18 protein-coding genes and 1 pseudogene are annotated in these 17,565 nt (G+C 61.6%); 9 read left to right on the forward strand and 10 right to left on the reverse strand.

Annotation, left to right across the window (positions count from 1 at the left end; genetic code table 11):
- Positions 1-105 precede the first annotated feature (105 nt).
- Positions 106-723 (forward strand): HD domain-containing protein, encoded by a 618-nt coding sequence (locus ACFPN2_RS19360; protein WP_380599449.1) that lies wholly within the window; start codon positions 106-108, stop codon positions 721-723.
- Positions 724-731: 8 nt separating this feature from the next.
- Here ACFPN2_RS19360 and ACFPN2_RS19365 read toward each other — a convergent pair whose 3' ends face one another.
- The 7 genes from ACFPN2_RS19365 to ACFPN2_RS19395 all read right to left on the reverse strand — a co-directional run bounded on the left by ACFPN2_RS19365 (position 732) and on the right by ACFPN2_RS19395 (position 7,270).
- The gene (locus tag ACFPN2_RS19365) at positions 732-1,499 is read right to left on the reverse strand and encodes a hypothetical protein (protein ID WP_380599451.1); all 768 of its coding nucleotides are present in this window, start codon (positions 1,497-1,499) and stop codon (positions 732-734) included.
- A gap of 152 nt (positions 1,500-1,651) precedes the next feature.
- Positions 1,652-2,170, reverse strand: a complete 519-nt coding sequence (locus ACFPN2_RS19370) for a hypothetical protein (RefSeq protein WP_380599453.1) — start codon at positions 2,168-2,170, stop codon at positions 1,652-1,654.
- A 26-nt stretch (positions 2,171-2,196) separates the two neighbouring features.
- A complete protein-coding gene (locus tag ACFPN2_RS19375; protein WP_380599455.1) occupies positions 2,197-2,808 on the reverse strand; it encodes a class I SAM-dependent methyltransferase in 612 nt (203 codons plus the stop codon).
- A gap of 217 nt (positions 2,809-3,025) precedes the next feature.
- Positions 3,026-4,060: an AraC family transcriptional regulator gene (locus ACFPN2_RS19380; RefSeq protein WP_380599457.1), complete on the reverse strand. Its 1,035-nt coding sequence runs from the start codon at positions 4,058-4,060 to the stop codon at positions 3,026-3,028.
- Complete coding sequence (locus tag ACFPN2_RS19385; protein WP_380599459.1) at positions 4,057-6,075, reverse strand: M13 family metallopeptidase; 2,019 nt, start codon at positions 6,073-6,075, stop codon at positions 4,057-4,059. The genes ACFPN2_RS19380 and ACFPN2_RS19385 overlap by 4 nt, the downstream gene beginning before the upstream one ends.
- Positions 6,076-6,154: 79 nt before the next feature.
- Positions 6,155-6,871, reverse strand: a complete 717-nt coding sequence (aqpZ, locus tag ACFPN2_RS19390; protein ID WP_380599461.1) for an aquaporin Z — start codon at positions 6,869-6,871, stop codon at positions 6,155-6,157.
- Between the two features lie 204 nt (positions 6,872-7,075).
- Positions 7,076-7,270 (reverse strand): hypothetical protein, encoded by a 195-nt coding sequence (locus ACFPN2_RS19395; protein ID WP_380599463.1) that lies wholly within the window; start codon positions 7,268-7,270, stop codon positions 7,076-7,078.
- A 61-nt stretch (positions 7,271-7,331) separates the two neighbouring features.
- On the opposite strand from ACFPN2_RS19395, the pseudogene ACFPN2_RS19400 reads away from it, so the two are divergent.
- The 4 genes and pseudogenes from ACFPN2_RS19400 to ACFPN2_RS19415 all read left to right on the forward strand — a co-directional run.
- A pseudogene (locus ACFPN2_RS19400) lies at positions 7,332-7,481 on the forward strand (NIPSNAP family protein); the annotation flags it as partial.
- Positions 7,482-7,651: 170 nt separating this feature from the next.
- Entirely contained in the window at positions 7,652-8,125 is a 474-nt protein-coding gene (locus tag ACFPN2_RS19405; RefSeq protein ID WP_380599465.1) for a hypothetical protein, read from the forward strand.
- A gap of 199 nt (positions 8,126-8,324) precedes the next feature.
- Complete coding sequence (locus ACFPN2_RS19410) at positions 8,325-9,383, forward strand: pectate lyase (RefSeq protein ID WP_380599467.1); 1,059 nt, start codon at positions 8,325-8,327, stop codon at positions 9,381-9,383.
- 124 nt (positions 9,384-9,507) lie between these two features.
- Entirely contained in the window at positions 9,508-10,059 is a 552-nt protein-coding gene (locus ACFPN2_RS19415; protein WP_380599469.1) for a mechanosensitive ion channel domain-containing protein, read from the forward strand.
- Positions 10,060-10,065: 6 nt separating this feature from the next.
- Here the strand turns inward: ACFPN2_RS19415 and ACFPN2_RS19420 are convergent, their stop codons facing one another.
- Genes ACFPN2_RS19420 through ACFPN2_RS19430 form a run of 3 tightly spaced genes read right to left on the reverse strand, consistent with a single transcriptional unit; the run spans position 10,066 to position 14,049 of the window.
- On the reverse strand, positions 10,066-10,956 hold the full coding sequence (locus tag ACFPN2_RS19420; protein ID WP_380599471.1) for a diguanylate cyclase: 891 nt from the start codon (positions 10,954-10,956) through the stop codon (positions 10,066-10,068).
- Entirely contained in the window at positions 10,949-11,395 is a 447-nt protein-coding gene (locus ACFPN2_RS19425; protein WP_380599473.1) for a response regulator, read from the reverse strand. The genes ACFPN2_RS19420 and ACFPN2_RS19425 overlap by 8 nt, the downstream gene beginning before the upstream one ends.
- A complete protein-coding gene (locus ACFPN2_RS19430; RefSeq protein ID WP_380599475.1) occupies positions 11,392-14,049 on the reverse strand; it encodes an MHYT domain-containing protein in 2,658 nt (885 codons plus the stop codon). Before ACFPN2_RS19430 ends, ACFPN2_RS19425 begins: the two co-directional genes overlap by 4 nt.
- 238 nt (positions 14,050-14,287) lie before the next feature.
- Between ACFPN2_RS19430 and ACFPN2_RS19435 the strand changes: the two genes are divergently transcribed.
- Genes ACFPN2_RS19435 through ACFPN2_RS19450 form a run of 4 tightly spaced genes read left to right on the forward strand, consistent with a single transcriptional unit; the run spans position 14,288 to position 17,564 of the window.
- Positions 14,288-15,463: a sensor histidine kinase gene (locus ACFPN2_RS19435; protein ID WP_380599477.1), complete on the forward strand. Its 1,176-nt coding sequence runs from the start codon at positions 14,288-14,290 to the stop codon at positions 15,461-15,463.
- 8 nt (positions 15,464-15,471) lie between these two features.
- Entirely contained in the window at positions 15,472-15,861 is a 390-nt protein-coding gene (locus tag ACFPN2_RS19440; protein ID WP_380599479.1) for a response regulator, read from the forward strand.
- 7 nt (positions 15,862-15,868) lie between these two features.
- Complete coding sequence (locus ACFPN2_RS19445) at positions 15,869-16,369, forward strand: type 2 periplasmic-binding domain-containing protein (protein WP_380599481.1); 501 nt, start codon at positions 15,869-15,871, stop codon at positions 16,367-16,369.
- Positions 16,362-17,564, forward strand: coding sequence for a TonB-dependent receptor (locus ACFPN2_RS19450; protein WP_380599483.1), 1,203 nt, complete (start codon positions 16,362-16,364; stop codon positions 17,562-17,564). The genes ACFPN2_RS19445 and ACFPN2_RS19450 overlap by 8 nt, the downstream gene beginning before the upstream one ends.
- Position 17,565 lies beyond the last annotated feature (1 nt).

The raw sequence follows: 17,565 nt of genomic DNA on the forward strand, positions 1-17,565 counted from the left end.
TCAGGCACGATACGCTGTTACCGGTAGCAATCGATGCTCCGTGTCACAAAATCAGGGAAATGCTCAACGCTGGTCCGCGGCGTTGAAGAGGAGCATTCTTCGGTTATGAATCGAGACAGATGGCATCGACTGATGGCCGCGTTCGCGTTGCCTGAATCCAACGAAACATTCGAACAGCTGGTAGATGCTTATTCGCAGAAGCATCGGCGTTACCACACAGGTGTACACATCGAACACTGTCTGCGGGAGTTCGACTCCGCTTCGGAGCTTGCACAGGAGCCTGCGGAGGTGGAGCTGGCGCTGTGGTTTCATGACGCCGTTTACGATCCGCTCTCCTCGAGCAACGAAGCGAAGAGCGCGGACCTGGCCTGTGCGCTGCTGAATCGGCATGGCGTTAGTAGCGAGCGCGTGTCGCGGGTGCATGCTCACATCATGGCCACGCGCCACGAGGCACCGGCTGCGCTCGACGATTCCAAGCTGCTCGTCGATGTCGACCTGTCGATCCTCGGCGTCGACGAGGCCGCTTATGCGACGTTTGAAAAACAGGTCCGGGAGGAATATCGCTGGGTGCCGGGACCGCTGTTTCGGAGCAAACGGGCAGAGATTCTGGAATCGTTTCTAGCCCGTCCCACCCTCTACAGCACCTCGCCTTTCCGCACCAAATACGAAGCCCCGGCCCGGCGGAATCTCACGTCTGCGATCGCCGCCTTGCGCGGCGAGTAACCTGGACTCTATTTGACGTTCCAAAGATCACGCACCATACGTGCGCCGGTGGGATCGTAATTGGTTACGCCGGCTCGATCGAACGGAAAGTAGTTCCCCCCGACGAAGTACATGGCTGACAGCTCAGCGAAATATTCGAGCTGATTGGTCAGAGCATACGCTTCGGGGATGACCTTGCCCTTGCGATCCTTGATCTGTCGATAGCGACCCTCGGCCTTGGCCGCCTGATAGGCATTCAAGATTGGCGGATGTTTCTCCGGCCAATGAGTGATGTGCCACGCGTGCGCGAGCTCGTGCATGAGTGCCTTCTTGGTCCAGGTCGAATCGAGGTACATCAGGTTCACTGCACTGTAGACCACGACGACGTGGTTCCACTCGGGATCCAGCTTCGGATAGTTCAGCGGCTCGCCGCGCCGAATATAGGACATGCCGCTGTCGCGCCCGCCCTCCGGCGCATCCGTGCCCCACAACAGATAGAAACGCAGGTTCTTGAGCTCGCTCGCCGCACGCTCCGGCAAAGCGGCGAACACTTCGGCCACGCTTCGCTCGAGCTTGCCAAGCGCCTCGTCGGCCAGCTTGGCATCACCGGCCAGCAAGCTGCGCTCCACGTAGATGTTGAATTTGCGTGCGTGCCGTTCGTAGGCCCTCGGCGGATCGCGGAAGCTTGGCTCAGGCGCCGATGCTGTCTTGGCGCCGGCAGCTTCGGCAGTGAGGTTGAATGCGATGAGCAGTATGCAGACCAGACTACCGATCATCGCGCGGCGGAGCTTCGTCATGGGCGTCCGTGCTGTTATGAATTCTGCGCATTCTTGCGGCAACTCAGTGAGTCTGAGAAGACTTGGGTCACAGTCCCTGCATCCTTGCCCCTCGTTCACAGCCCCGCTGATGTCCCGGCGGCCGACCGACTTTCGGCCGCCGGGCGCTGCGCTCATTCTTGAGCGATTTCGCGCAGGGAAAGTTCGGGGCTCTGAGCCGGCGCCAGCCGAACCCGCATGTCACGAAGAACGATCCGGTGCATCGCTGAAATCACATACTCGATGAAGAAGCGCGGAATGAAACGAGCGCCGCCGTGGATTTCATAGCGCGTCAGCATGTGGACGGAGCACGTGCCGTCGTCGTGTGACTCGATCTGGATCGTGCCGCCTTTCAGGGGAATGCTGGTGGCGTAGCGGATGGACTGCTCGATGATGTCGAAGTCGATGCTCTGGCCGGCGTCGATGTGGCGGATTTTCTTGGTGAGATAGCCGCCGTCGCTGTACATGCAGCGAGACACGTCGCCCACTGCTCGATAAGCACCGCTGGTTCGCTGAGGGACCGGCAGCACTGTGCGCAGCAGGAGCGAAGGTTGAATCGCGATGTGCTCGTAGAAGCAGACCTTCTCCCAGGCGCGCTGCGCGGTGCAGGTAAGGTCGCCGGAAGTGCAGACGAAGTGACGTTGATTGCTCATGATGGTGGACCTCGAGTGGATAAAAGTTATCGGCGGATGGAAGCGGCGGTCGGAACGACGGCGCTGAACAGCGCCATGCAGCCGACGAGCTGGATGTTGCAATCGATGTAGCGGGTAGACAGCGCGTGACGCAGATCGCCGAGATGGTCGTTGGCGTTGTCGATGACGCGCAGTCGATTCAGTAACGGATGCACCAGGCGACGGCTGGCGCTCTGGCGGACGCCGTCGTAAACCAGGGTGTAGCCGAAGAGCTTCGTGCCCGGTCGGGTGAGCGGGGCGATATTGTCGAAGACGCGGCTCTTGAAGGTCAGGTCGCCGGCGAGGCAATGGATGATGCCGGGCAGGGCCACTGAGTCGAACGGGCCGCCGGGGATCTCATCGACGCGGCTCAACACATCGCGGAGATAGGTGCTCGGTCGATAACGCGACAGGCGCCGGGCCGTGTGCTCGAGGCAGTTCGGCTGCAGGTCGATCAGGGCGAGTCGCGGGGTGGCGGACGGCAGCCCGCAGCGGTCGAGGAAGAAGCCGGTGCCCACGCCGATGTCGGCGTGATTGGACGTAACGTGGTCCCGGTAATGATCGATGAGGATGTCCGGATCGCATCCCCAGACCCGCGGGGCGACCAGGTTCACGATCAACGGGTCGTACACGTGCAAGCCGAGCCTGGTGTAAGCCTTGATCGAATGCCTCGAGGGCGAGTGGGTAGCCAGCATGTCTCGGGTGCGAATGGCGTGGCGAACGTGACCACGACCCGAGCATCGACCGACCGCGAACGGTCAGCTTCCGCAATGATCAGTGCGGATCAAAAAGTTTTCGAGGACTGGCGATTCAACGACTTAGCGCTTTCCAGAAAGATCATGGAGGAGTCTGGGACTGGCTGCGGCGGTAGTCGCCGGGCGATTGGCCGGTCGTTTCCTTGAACGCGGCATAGAACGCGGACTGCGAACGGAAGCCGGTGTCCATGCTGATCGACAGGATGGAGCGACCGGGCGCTGAAATAAGTAAGGTCTTCGCGGCGTTCACGCGACACTCCCGGACATAGCGGGAGAACCCGATGCCGAGCCGGGTATTGATGAGCTCCGACAACTGGTGCCCCGACAGCCCGACCGCCTCGGCCAGCGAGGCCAGGCTCAGGCTTTCGTTCTGATACATCTTGTCGTCGGTCATCAGCCGCTCGAGTTTCGCCAGGCAGCCCTCCACGTCGACCTCGCGCAGGGTCGAGGCGCCATATTTGACGCGCGCCGCTTCTGTCAAATCGCCGATCAGGTTGGGATTGCCCACCAGCGCCACCAGCATGATGGCCACGCCGAGGGCGACGGCGTTGTTGTAGAAGTAATAGAAGTAGTCGTGATCGATGTAGGGAATCGCGAAGCCGAGCCCGAGCACTATCACCGCCAGCACGGACATGACGGTGAAGTACAGGAACTCGAAGCGGAATTGTTTGCGCCGGTCGCGCAGGCCGTAGACCAGATTGCCCAGCCACAGCGAGTAGCCGGCGCCGAACGTGAACAGGATGGGCAGCGCGAGGTTCTGCGGCAACAGAAACAACAGCGGCACGGTCAGGAAATGAAGCAGCTGTAACGGGCGAAACGTCGCCGTCGGCAGGATGGCCCAGCGGCCGAACGAATAGAACGCCGGCGGCGCGACGAACAGGGCGAGCTGGTAATAGAAGTGATCGAGCGGTTCGCCGCCGCCTGTGAAGTACACGAGGTGACCGATCTGAATCGTCGTCAGTGCGGCCACCAGGGCCGCGCACGAGCCGACGGAGTAGATCGATTTACCCGGAACGTCGATGAGCGCCGCATAGGCCAGCAGCAGGAGCACGGCGCTGATGGCCGCGAACCCGGCAATGGCGATGTTGGCGAGATCGAAAACGGAATACTCGCTCACCAAACCTCACATCTCTCCGACGCCTTGCGCACCATCGGCGCATCGGCCTTGCATTGAAACGCCTGCTGAAATTCCGGGAGGTTCGACAGCGGCCCGATCACCCGATACTTGGCGATGGGATGCGGATCTCCCTGCACCATGGAGCGGGCGAACTCCGGTCGTATTTCGTCGCCGCGGAACTGGCCCCACGCGATGAAGAACTGTTGCTCGGGTGTGAAGCCGTCGATCGTCGGCAGCGGCGCCTTGCCACGCCGGGAAATCTCTAACGCGCGATAAGCGATCCGCGCGCCGGCCAGATCGCCGATGCTCTCGCCGAGCACCAGCTTGCCGTTGTGATGAATGCCGGGCTCGATGAAATAACCGTCGAACTGTTTCACCACGCACGCCGTGCGCGTTTGAAACGCTTTGAGATCCGCGTCGCTCCACCAATTCTTCAACCGTCCTTGCGCATCGTACTGCGCCCCTTGGTCGTCGAAGCCGTGGCTGATTTCGTGGCCGATCACGACGCCGATCGCGCCGTAGTTGATCGCATCGCTCGCCGCCAGGCTGAAGGCGGGCGGTTGCAGGATGCCGGCGGGGAAGACGATCTCGTTGAGCAGCGGATTGTAGTAGGCATCCGAGGTGGGCGTGGTAATGCCCCAGCGGTCACGATCCAACGGCTTGCCGATGGTCGACCAGTTGTCACGCACGTTGAACTGGCGACCGGCGACCACGTTGTTCCAATAGCTGTCGCGACTGATGGGCACGGCGCTGTAGTCGAGCCACTTGTCGGGATAGCCGACCTTGGGATTGAACGTGGAGAGCTTTTCGAGCGCACGCTTCTTCGTGGCAGGGCTCATCCACTGCAGACCTTCGATGGTCTCGCCCATCGCGAGGCGCAGATTCTTCACCATGTCCTGCACGCGCGCTTTCGCTTGCGGCGGGAAGTACTTCTCGACGTAGATCTTGCCGACGGCTTCGCCCAACTGCGAATCGGCCGACTCCGCGCATTGTTTCCAGCGCGGCTTCATCTCCTTCGCGCCTTGCAAGTAAGCCGAGTTGAACGCGAAGTCTTCCTGCACGAACGCTTTGGAGAGCGAAGGCGCGGCCGAGTGCAGCAGGTGCCAGCTCAGATAGGTTTTCCAATCGGCGAGCGAGGTCGCTTTGAGTTGTCGATCGACTTCCTTCAGGAATTCCGGCTCGGCCACGTTGAGCTCGCCGGTCGGCAACTTGCTGGTCGCGTAGTACTGCTGCCAGCCGAAGTTCGGCGTGAGCTGCTGCAACTGTGCGAACGTCATCTTGTGATCGGTGGCTTTCGGGTCGCGCAGCGCCACGTTGTCCAGCGAATGCTGGGCGAGGGATGTTTCCATCCGCATCACCGTTTGCGCGGCCGCCTTGGCATCGTTGGCTGGGTAGCCGGCGAGCTCGAACATTTTCTGGACGTGCTCGAGATATTTGATTCGCGCCTCTTTGAAGCGGGCTTCTGTCTTGAAGTAGTAGTCGCGATCGGGGAGGCCGAGACCCGACGCATCGACCTGCACGATCACATCGTTCGGATTGCGATCGTCGGATAAGCCATAGATGTTGAAGGGCACGCTGACATTCATGGCGTGCAAGCGCTGGATCTCTCGCTGCAGCCCGTCGTTGTCGCGCACGTTGGCGATTTCCGTGAGCTGCGGCTTGAGCGGTTCGACTCCGAGGCGATCGATGCGGGCCTCGTCCATGCAGCTTGCGTAGAAGTCGCCGGTCAGCTGATCGATGCTGCCTTTCTGGGCCTTGGCGGACGCGGCGGCTTCGAGAAGGATCTTGAGTTGATCTTTGTTTGCTTCGCCCGCGGCCCAGCGGCGGCTCCAGCGAGGCATCGATGCGGGGATGGGGTTCTGCGCACGCCAGGTTCCGTTGGCGTACGCGAAGAAGTCATTGCAAGGCTCGACCTTGCGGTCGAGATCGCCGACCTGGACGCCCTGTTGTCCGCTGTCGCCAGCGCAAGCTGCGCCGGCGACCAACGAAAGAATCACAATTGCGGAGACTTTCATGCGGTTCGTCCCTGAAGAAACGACAGCGGGAAGCGTACGTCACGCCCCCTCCTCAGACAATTGCGTTCGTTGCTGGCGGTTACGGGCGACCGGTGATCGGCGGCTTCTCTTCCTGCTCGAAGATGGTCTTGTACACAACGCCGGCCAGCGCCGCGCCGATGATGGGCATCACCCAGAACAGCCACAGCTGACTGAGCGCCCAATCGCCCACGAACAGCGCCGGGCCCGTGCTGCGCGCCGGGTTCACCGAGGTGTTGGTGACCGGAATGCTGATGAGGTGGATGAGTGTCAACGCCAGACCGATGGCGATGCCGGCGAAGCCGACCGGTGCGCGCCGATGGGTCGCGCCGAGAATCACGATCAGGAACATAAAGGTCATCACCACTTCGCTGACCGCGCCCGCCAGCATGGAATAGCCGCCCGGCGAGTGCTCGCCGAAGCCATTGCTGGCGAAGCCATGCGCAAGGCTGAAGCCCGGCGCGCCTGACGCGATGATGTAAAGCACCGCCGAGCCGAGGATGGCGCCGGCCACCTGAGCCACGATGTATGAAACAACCTGCCCGGCCGGGAACCGGCCGCCGGCCCAGAGACCGACCGTCACCGCGGGATTGAAGTGGCCGCCCGAGACCGGGCCGAGCGAATAGGCGGCGGTGAGCACGGTCAGGCCGAAGGCGAGGGACACGCCGGCTAGCCCGATGCCCAGTTCCGGAAAGGCCGCGGCCAGGACGGCGCTACCGCAACCGCCGAGCACGAGCCAAAAGGTGCCGACGAACTCGGCCGTGAGTTTGGCAAACATTTCGAGGTGACTCCTGATTGTTCCTGATTATTGTTGCAGGTCGAGAATAGTCTACTGAGCTTTCAGCTTCGCTACGATATCCCGAATTTCATCCGGCGTATGTTCGCCTGCCGGCGGTGGGCCTGGCATGAGGTACTTACCCATATCCCGGGCATAACGGACGCCGTGTTTGCGGAATGCGAGCGGCGGAGAGTCCCAGCTTGTTCAAGAGCGACCAGCCCCCTTGTTCATGCTCAGCCCCTCGCTTGCGTGCATGAAGCCGCCGTGCTGTTCCAGCCCGTCATAGATGAGCACACCGAGCTCGCCCGCCAGATGGTCGTAACACAGCCGCGCTTTGCGAAGCGCTGGATCTCTCGGGCCTGTTTGTGCCGGTGTTGTGAGTTGCGCGAGTCCCATCATTCCTTCCAGCAACTCCGCGACGTCGGCGTTGGCGATTCGGAAGTAACGATGTCGACCTTGGCTTTCGGCGGCGATGAGCTGGGCGTCCTACGAAGCCTATCGCACCCGTCTGAAGGCCGATCCAGAAGGCCGTGCCAACTTCGAGTTCGCCCAGCAACGGCGCTTCATCCTGCGCGAGGAGCGAACGTTTCTCGAGAACGTCGGCCCATGATCTTCTGGCGCGACGAAGACGCCATCCGCCACTGGCGCAACCTCCCTCCACCCGCGCCGCCCAGCCCGCCGGCCGCGAATCCATCTTCTCTGACTATCGGTTGCGCGTGGCGGCTGTCATGCGTGACTATGGGATGAACGATAGGGATGAGGTGCGGGAAGATTCGCGAGATGTCCATAACGCTCTGGTCCTTCGCCGATGAATTCTGGGTCGTGTGTCCGCGATGCTCGGCACGTGCGCTGGTGCGGCCGTATTCGGAGAAGCGGCCGGCGCGATTGGTGTGCGTGAAATGTGGGACGTCGCGGTCCTGGGTTTTGTCGGCGCGTGGAGTGTTGACGTCGGGGCGGGCGAGTCAGTGGCCGCGAGGGACGTATGCGGTGGGGGATGCCGCCGATCCGTATTTTCATTTGCCGCTGTGGTTGCGGGTTCCTTGTGGCAGTGAAGTGTTGTGGGCGTTCAACGAGCGGCATCTGAACTTCATCGATGAGTATGTAAGAGCAGAGAACCGGCGACGGGCGCCGACGTTGCCAGGCGGGCCGCGAAATGCGTTGTTGGAAAGTCGGTTGCCGCGTTGGATGAAGCTGGCCAGAAATAGAGAAGCGGTGATCGCGGCGATCGCGAAGCTGAGAGCGTCGCTCACGTGAGTAACGTCTGAGCACGATTCGATCCTCGTCTGTTTGATTCTATATATCCCCGACGTCGGTTGTGATCGCAACGATCGCGGCGGCATAATGACACCGGTGTCTACGTCAGCGAGATGTTTCCTCGCGGGCGTCGGCCTATGAAACAAAGGAGACGTCACAACGATCTTGGGTGAAGGATTCGTTCCCAGGGGGAAGTGCTATGAAGTACGGATACTTTCTATTTGCGCTCGGGGCAATGGCGGTGACGACGGTCGTAACTGCCGCGAATCGACCAGCCGGCTACACCACGATATGCAACGAAAACAAGACCTGCGCGGTGCCGGCGTCGACCAACGTTGCGTTCGGGCGCGCCGATCAGTTCATTTATAAGGTGTTGAGCGGCAGCTTCGTCTGCTCGCAGGCCACGTTCGGTGGACGGATCGCAGGCGGAGTGAATGAGTGTTCGGTGCCCACCGGGACCGAGCCGACCGATCCGCCACCGTCGAACGATCCGCCGACGCCGGATCTCGGTTACTACCCCGGCTGCGCGATGCCGACCTACACCGAAACCGTGCAACTCACCGCGACACAAGTGGTGCCCGCGGGAACTGTGTTTGACGGTGGAAACAAACGTTACAACCTGTCGGGCGGAAGTCAGAGCGAAGGGCAGCCCGCGGTGTTCGATGTTCAGGAAGGGGGCACGATCCGAAATGTGATCATCGGTCCGCTCGCCGCGGACGGCATTCACTGTCTCGGCAACTGCACGTTGGAGCGCGTGTGGTGGGAAGATATTGGCGAGGATGCCGCGACGGCGCTCGGGCCGGCCGGCACGGTGATGAACATCACGTGTGGTGCCGCCTACCAGGGCTCGGATAAAACATTCCAGTTCAACGGTCGCGGCGAGATGCGCATCAGCAACTTCTTCGTCGCCAATGCCGGCAAGCTGGTGCGCTCGTGTGGTGATTGCACGGGCAACGGCGGTCCGCGCCGGATCTTCGTCAACAACGTGATCACGCGCGACGTCTCTACCATCGTCGGGATCAATACCAACTTCGGCGATGTCGCCACCATCCGCAATCTGACGTTGAACAACAGCGGCACCAGCAAGACCAAGATTTGTCAGGTGTACAAGGGCGTCGTGAAGGGGCAGGGCAGTACTTCGGCGCTCGGCGTGGAGTTCAACACACCGAACTGTCAGGTCGGGCAGGGCGATGTCACGCTGCTGCCGCCGAGTCAGATGAATACGAGTGCCTGCGCAGGGTCTTGTCCGATTCCTTGAGACGCGGCGTCGCTCGAAGCCCGGCTCGGTAACGCAGTGATGCGGTGCCGGGCCTGCTGTCGTATTCTTGAAGGCTATCCCACGCCATCGTGGGTGCTTTCTTGAGTCAAGGTGTCTGCGAGCGATGAAAGAACTCTGGCCGTGGGGCCGGGAATGGCTGGGCGAGATCGTTCCTGTTTTCCAGGTGTTGTTGATCATTCTGGTCGCGCTGCTGTTGCAGCGGCTGGCGCGGCGGGTGATGCGTCGGCTGGGCGAGCACAATGTGCCGCCCGAAATACTCACCATCGGCCGCCGGCTCTCGGGGTTTCTGATTTATGGCGCGGCGCTGCTGCTCATTCTGGAGCGAGTGGGTGTGTCCGCTTCGGCGCTGTGGGCGGCGCTCACCGGCTTCGCTGCCGTGGCCGCTGTGGCGTTCTTCGCCGTGTGGAGCGTGCTCTCCAACATTTTCTGCTCGGTGCTGATCTTCACCACCCGTCCGTTCCGGCTCTACGATCGTATCGAGGTGCTGGAGAACGGCGAGAAGGCCGGCTTGAAGGGACGCGTGGTCGACATCAATCTGATTTACACGACCCTTCAGGAAGACGAGAGCGCCGACGGCCAGCCCGGCCCGACGCTGCAGATTCCGAACAGTCTGTTCTTTCAGCGCGCCGTGCGCCGATTTCGGCCGACGGGGTGAGGCGGTTCAGCGTCCCGCGCGGCCTCGCTGCTTCTCTTCGTACATCAGCGTGTCCGCCTGAGCCAGCATTTCCTCGACCGAGAACGAGTGCTGAGGATCGGTGCGGACGATGCCGACGCTGATGCAAAGATTGTAGCGACGATCCGGTCTTGCGTTACGCGCATGCAGCTCCTGATCCAGCCGCTGGCGGATGGAGACTTCGCTGTTCTCATCGGTGGCCGGCAGAAGCGCGGCGAACTCGTCGCCGCCAAGGCGGCCGAGGATGTCCGAACCTCTGAAACAAATGCGCAGCACTTCGGCGATCTCGACGATGGCCGCATCGCCGGCCTGGTGACCGAGCGTATCGTTGATGGGCTTCAGTCGATCCATGTCGATGAACGCCACGACGAAATGCTCGCCGGTGCGCTTCGCCAGCATGGCGTGCTGTCCGGCGAGCATCAAAAAGCCACGACGATTGGCGAGGCCGGTCAGCTCGTCGATGGTCGATTCCTTACGAAGCGCCATTTGCAGCCCATGACGCTCGAGCGCATAACGCAGGGCGCGCAATAGCAGGCTCGCGCTCATCTGACCTTTGATGAGATAGTCCTGCGCGCCCGCATGCAGCGCTTGAATGGCGGAGGCTTCGTCATCGAGTCCGGTCAGCACCACCAACGGCACCGCGGGCGCGGCGAGTTGGACTTTGCGAACCGCCTCCACGCCGCCCGCATCGGGCAAGCCCAAGTCGAGCACGATCATGTCCGGAGTGTCCTGAGCCAGAAACGCCAGCGCATGATCGACACAGGCACGATGAGCGACGTCGAATTGAAAGGCGCGCGTTTCCTTGACCGTCTCGGTGAACAGCAGGGCATCGCCAGGATTGTCCTCGACCAGCAGCAGGCGGATCGGCCGGTCAAACATCGAGCACTCCGTGCGGTAGCTTGACGAAGTTGAGCCAGAAGCTCTCGATGGAGCTCGCCACCCGCAGGAACTGCTCCAGGTCCACCGGTTTACTGATGTAACAATTGGCGTGGCTGCTATAGGCGCGGGCGATGTCCTCTTCCGCGGTCGAGGTGGTGAGCACGACGACGGGAATCTGTTTCAAATGCTCGTCCGACTTGATCTCCATCAGCACCTCGCGTCCATCCTTCCTGGGCAGATTGAGATCGAGCAGGATGATGTCGGGATGTCGCGCCTGAGCGTACGGCTCCTGCCGCCGCAGGTACGCCATGGCTTCGACGCCGTCGCGCACGACGGTGACGTTGTTGATCACCTTGCCTTCCTTGAACGCTTCGAGGGTCAGTCGCGCGTCGCCGGGATTGTCTTCCACGAGCAGGATTTCGATGGCTCGGGTGATCATGTGATCGCACTCTCCGCGCGGGGAATGGTGAACTGAAAGTTGGAGCCAAGCCCGGGCTGCGATTCCACCCAGATGCGTCCGCGATGCCGGGCGACGATCTTGTGGCACAGCGCCAGCCCGATGCCCGTGCCCGAGTACTGCTCGCGGGTATGCAGCCGCTTGAACATCTGAAAGATGCGTTCGAAGTATTGCGGCTCGATGCCGATGCCGTTGTCACGCACTGAGAACACCCAATGATCGCCGGCGGAGGTGGCGCTCACGTGCACCTCGGGGCGCTGTCGGTTGCAGTACTTCAGCGCGTTGCCGATCAGATTCTGAAACAGCTGGGTGAGCTGCGTTCCATAACCAAGCACCGTCGGCAGCGGATCGACGGTGACGAGGGCATTCTTCTCTTGAATGGACTGCCTCAGTTGATCGATGGCGGTCTCGCAGAGCGAGGCGGCATTGATGGGCTGAGGTGACTGGCCCTTGGTCGACAGCTTCGCGTACGACAACAGATCGAGAATCAGCTTCTGCATCCGCTGCGCGCCGTCGACGGCGTAACGGATGTATTCGTCTGCGTCGGCGTCGAGCCTCCCCTGATACTTGCGCGCCAGCAGCTGAGTGAAGCTCGCCACCATACGCAGCGGCTCCTGCAGGTCATGCGAAGCTACGTACGCGAATTGTTCGAGCTCGGCATTCGAGCGCGCGAGGTCTTCGGTATTGCGAGCGATTTCCTGCTGAGCGCGCGTACGTTCGATGACCTGGCCGAGCTGCGTGCCGACGTTTGCCATCACGCTCAGCAACTCGTCGTCCGGCTCCTCGACCCGGTGCGAGAAGAACTCCAGCACCGCGACCACTTCGCCTTGGACCAGCACTGGAAATCCAAAGGCGCCGCGAACATCGAGATCGGTTGCGGCCCGGCGCGGAACTTCGCTTTCCAATAACAGGTCTCGGATCCAGGCGGGCTTGCCGCTCTTGACCACGCGCCCGGGGACGCCCATGCCGCTGTATAGCCGAGTGCTTTGAGTCGCATCACACAACGTGGCGAAGCGCTCATCGCTCTCGATATGCCACAGCGAGCTGGAGATCAGCTCCTTGGCCGAGCCGGGCGAATAGAAGTACACGTGGCCCACCGGCCAGCCGGTGTGCACACAGATACGATCCAGCGCGAACTGCATCGCCTCTTCGATCGACGTGGCCTCGTTAGCGGCGACCGCGACCGATTGCAGCAGCTCTTTGAAAGACACCTGTCGATGCAGCGCTTGTGAAGTTCGTTCCAGCTCGCCAATGCCCTGCTCGATTCGCACCATCGCGGGCCGCAGGACCACGAAGCCTTGCAGCAGCAATACGCCGAGCAGGCAAATGATCAAGCCGACATAGAGCCGATCGCGCAGATTCTCACGATCGATGGACTCGCGCTCGTATTGAAGCCCGATCTCGTTCATGGTGCGCAGATAGGACTGCTCATTCGCCAGGATCTGCGCCGTCAACGCCGAAAGATCGACCGGCGACAGCGGGTTTTCCAGCCGTGTGTTCAGCCCTCGCAGCGCCTTGAGCATCGGGATATACGGTGCGTCGAGCGCGATGAACATGCGCATCACTTCGTCGCTGTTCATGCTCGGGATCCCAAAAACGGGACCGCCTTGTCGCAGCGATTCGTGCGAGCGCTGCCAACGGTCGGTCGCTTCCCGAAGGCGCGTGGCAATCTGTTGCCTCGCCGCTCCCTCCGGGGCGCCGGCGAGCAGTAGCACGTCTTTGGTCAACGTCTGACTCAACAGACTCTGTTGCCCGGCCGCGCCGATCAAACGCGCATGCTGACGCAACTGACGACCTTGCTGCTCGACCAGCACCGCACCCAGAATGGCCAGCAGGCCGAGCGCGCCGATAAACAGAAAGTGACGCACCGTCAGTTGGCGGGTGTGCGACAGCGTATCGATCTTCAGATTGGTCAGGGGAACCATCCCCAGAACCATCAGTGTCACCAGCACGATGCCGACCGTGCCCAGTGCCGACACGCTCACTGCATTGGAAACATCATGGAAATGCGCGGTGGATGGTGTAAAGGTGACCGCCGCCATACCGGTGTAGTGCATGACTGGAATCGCGGCGCCCATCACCAGCGCCGCAACGAGCTTCTTCTTGCTCCAGGCGGTCGCGTCGCTGCGCAGATGAAACGTCAGCCACAGCGCCACGAAGGAGATGACGATGGCCAGCCCCACCGACAGGCCAACCAGGGCGGAGGAATAAGTGTGCAGGGCCTCCATCCGCATCGCTTCCATGCCGACGTAGTGCATGATTGCGATCCCGCTGCCCATGACGATGCTGCCGAGCACGGCCCTAACCACGCCCATGCGGGGCCGGCTCACTACAAACAACGCCACCGCCGAGGCAAGCACGGCGGCGAGCAGTGACAACAGCACCGTCGGCCAGTCGTAACGCACCGGGATCGGCAGCTGAAACGCGAGCATCCCGATGTAGTGCATGGACCAGATGCCTACACCCATGGAAACCGAGCCGCCGCTGAGACGTATGAATCGCAATGAGCCGCGCGCGGCCGTGACTCGCCCGGCGAAATCGAGCGCGGCATAGGCCGCCAGGATCGCGATGACCACGGACAGCGCGACCAATAGATAATCGTATGAGCCGCTCAGTGCCGTTGCGGGTGACGACATGGCCGGTCCTTGTCTGTAGTTTGTCGCGGCTTACATTTACTAGGGACTAGACCCCGCTTGTCGTCACTTCACGCCCTCGTTTAAGAGCGACTGATGAGTACGTATTAACCACGGCAGGCGCCGTTGATCGTGCATCGGCCTCGGCCTTTGCAACTAGACACACCGCAACGAATCTCCGATGATCCCACCCCACGTCGTCGATGCTGCGACAACGTGGGCAGCAACAGCGAGTGTCACGATGAAGCGGCAGGAAGATCGCGCCGGCGCCAGTCCGAGCCTCCCGGGCGGCGCGATGGGCGAGGCGATCAAAGCCAAAGACTGGACGGGTCATGCGCTGGGGACGATCGAGAAATGGCCGCTGAGCTTGCGAACCGCGCTCGGCATTTGTCTCGGATTCCCCGCGCCCTCCTGCATTGTATGGGGCGAGCGACGCTCGCAGCTCTATAACGACGCCTATTCCCAGGTGTCTGGCATTGGTCATGCCGAAAACCTCGGCGTGGACTTTGCTCACACTTGGGTGCACGCGTGGTCGGCGATGCATGCTTGCTTCGAGCGCGCCGTTCGCGGCGAGTCGGTGCGGCTGGAGAATCAACAAGTCACGTTCGAACGCGATGGCGGCAGCGAGGCGGTAGCAGTGACGTTCTCATTTGTGCCGGTCGCCGATGACTCGGGCGGTATCGGTGGCGTGCTGGTCACCTTGCTGGAGCCGAGCTCGGCGGAGCTGCGCGAGGACTTGAGGCGAAGCAAGGCCGCGCTCGAACAGCATGGGCATGTGATCTCGCATGATTTCCGGGCGCCGCTGCGGATGCTCGAGCAGATGTCGAAGATTCTCGTGACCGATCATGCGGAGCACTTGCCGCCGCGTGCCGCGAGCCTGCTGAATCATGTGGCCAGCGGGGCGGCGAAGCTGGCTTCGCGAGCCGAAGTGCTGACGCGCTTCGATATGCTCAACGAGCAGCCGCTGCATCGACAACAGGTCGATGTCGCGGCCATCGCCGGCAAGATCGTGGCGGAGTTGCGCGCTGCGACGCCCGATCGTCAGATCGAGGTCGTGGTCGAAGAGCTGCCCGAGGCGCACGCCGATTTCGAGTCATTACGTCTGGTGTGGCACAACTTGCTGGCGAACGCATTTAAATTCACGCGTCATGTGGCGCAGCCACGCATCGCCGTGAGCGGCAAGCGACAGGGCCATCACATCGTTTACTCCATCAAGGACAACGGCGTCGGTTTCGATCCGAAGTACGCGCGCCGCCTGTTCGGATTGTTTCAGCGCATGCACACTGAGGATGAGTTCGAGGGATTGGGCATGGGCTTGGCCACGGCGAAGCGCCTGGTCGAGCGGCATGGCGGCACCATCTGGGCCGAGGCCGAGAAGGGGCAGGGCGCGGAGTTTCGTTTCACACTGCCCGCATGATGCTTTCCATGAGCGCGCACATCCTCATCATCGAAGACAATGAAATGAGCCTGGCGCTCGCCGAGTATCTGCTGCGTCAGGCGGGCTATACGGTCAGCAGTGCGACCGATGGGGAGAGCGGCATGCGCCGGGCATTGCAGAACGACATCCATTTGATTCTTTGCGATCTGGATTTACCTGTGATCGAAGGGCCGCAACTGATACAGGCACTGCGAGCGAACGGCGACTGGCGCAAAGTGCCGGTGCTGGCGTTCACCGCGGCATCGATGAGCGACGCGCAACGGCGGGCGCTCGATGCGGACTTCGACGGGTGTGTCGCCAAGCCTGTCGATCCAACGGTTTTCGCGGCCAGTATCGGCCCCTTCCTGGCCCCCGAGCTGCGCGCTTCTCAAGGATAGAGTTCACGTGAGTCATACGGATCATCGACCGATCTTGCAGCGGCTGCGTCACTTGCTGGTGGCGTTGTTGTTGATGGTGCCGACCGCCGCCATCCCCCAGGATGCCACCTTCGCCGTCCAGGTCATCGTCAGTCCGTCGCTGGCGAAAGTGAAACTGGATCGAGATCTGCTGCGGGCGGTGTTCACGATGCGGGTACGCGAATGGCCCGACGGCTCGCCGATTCGCGTGTTCGTGCTGCCTGACGACGATCCGCTCAGCGATCAGTTCTATCGTGAGCGGCTCGGCATGTACTCCTATGTGCTGCGCCGGGCCTGGGATCGCATGGTGTTTACCGGCACCGGCTTTGCGCCCACCGTGGTGCGCTCGGAAGACGAAATGATGGAGCGCGTGCGCGCGACCCCCGGTGCGATCGGCTTCGTGCGCAAACGCGAAGCTTCATCGCAGAATCGGGCCGCTCGGCCGCGCTGGCAGACCGTGCTGTTGATGACGGGCACCGCCCATGAGTAACGGATTGCACACGACAAAAGCACAGGGCGTTCGCGTGCGTCTGGCAGTCGCGCTCGCCGCGATTTGTTTCAGCGGCTCGGCAAGCGCGCTCGACTATCAGATTCATGGCTATGCGGCGCAGGGCTTTGTGCTCAGTCAGCACAATGACTTCTTTGGCGACAGCACCGATGGCAGCTTCAATTACTACGAGGCGGGCATCAACGCGGCCGTGCAGGTGCAGCCGAATCTGTCGTTCGCAGTCCAGGCTGCGGTTCGCGACGCTGGCATCAGCGACGACGGCTCGGTCCGCCTTGACTACGCGGTCGCCGACTACCGCCTGCTTTCGGAAGCAACCGTTCAAGCCGGCTTCCGTGCCGGCAAAGTGAAGAACTCGCTGGGGTTCTACAACGAAACGCGCGATGTGGTATTCACGCGGCCGAGCATCCTGCTGCCCTCGGTCTATAGCGACAATCAGAATCAACGCAGTCTGATCTTCACCTCGCCGGGAGCGCAGGTTTATGGCGGCAAGTCGATCGGGCAGCACGAGCTGACGTTCACCGGCACCGTCAACGCCGAGCACGACGTGCGTGAAACCGACGAGCGGTTGCTGGTGACGCTGAGCGTGCCGTACGACCTGCGCATCGGCGATTCCTGGAATCTGCAGCTCATGGACTCGATCGACGGCGGTCGCTGGCAGTTCGCCTATAGCTATTTCGCCGGGCAGTTCCGCATGAGCACGGACATCGACCTGGTCGGGCGTTTCGATGTGGACCTGAATGTTTTCTCGGCGCGCTACAACGCCGAGCGCTTTACGATTACGGCTGAGTACGTGCTCGTGGATAACGACAATCGGCTGACCTTCATGGGCTTTCCGTTCCTGCATCAACGCGCGGCGGCGGACAGCGGTTATCTGCAAGGGGAGTATCGGATCAGCCCGAAGTGGACGTTGATGGCGAGAATGGACGGCTTCTATCACAACCGCCACGACCGCAGCGGTCATGATTTCGCGGCCGCCAATCCCGGTGTCGATCGCCGCACGCAGTTCAGTCATGACTTCACTATCGGTGCGAACTGGCGGCCCGATGAACATTGGGGCGTGTGGGCCGAGCATCATTGGATCAACGGGACCGCGACGTTGCAGGCGCTGGAGAATCCGCCGCCCGTGAGCAACCAGCGCTGGTCCATGCTCATGCTGATGGTGGGCTACAAGTTCTGAG

Source organism: Steroidobacter flavus (assembly GCF_042651805.1).
Lineage (GTDB): Bacteria > Pseudomonadota > Gammaproteobacteria > Steroidobacterales > Steroidobacteraceae > Steroidobacter > Steroidobacter flavus.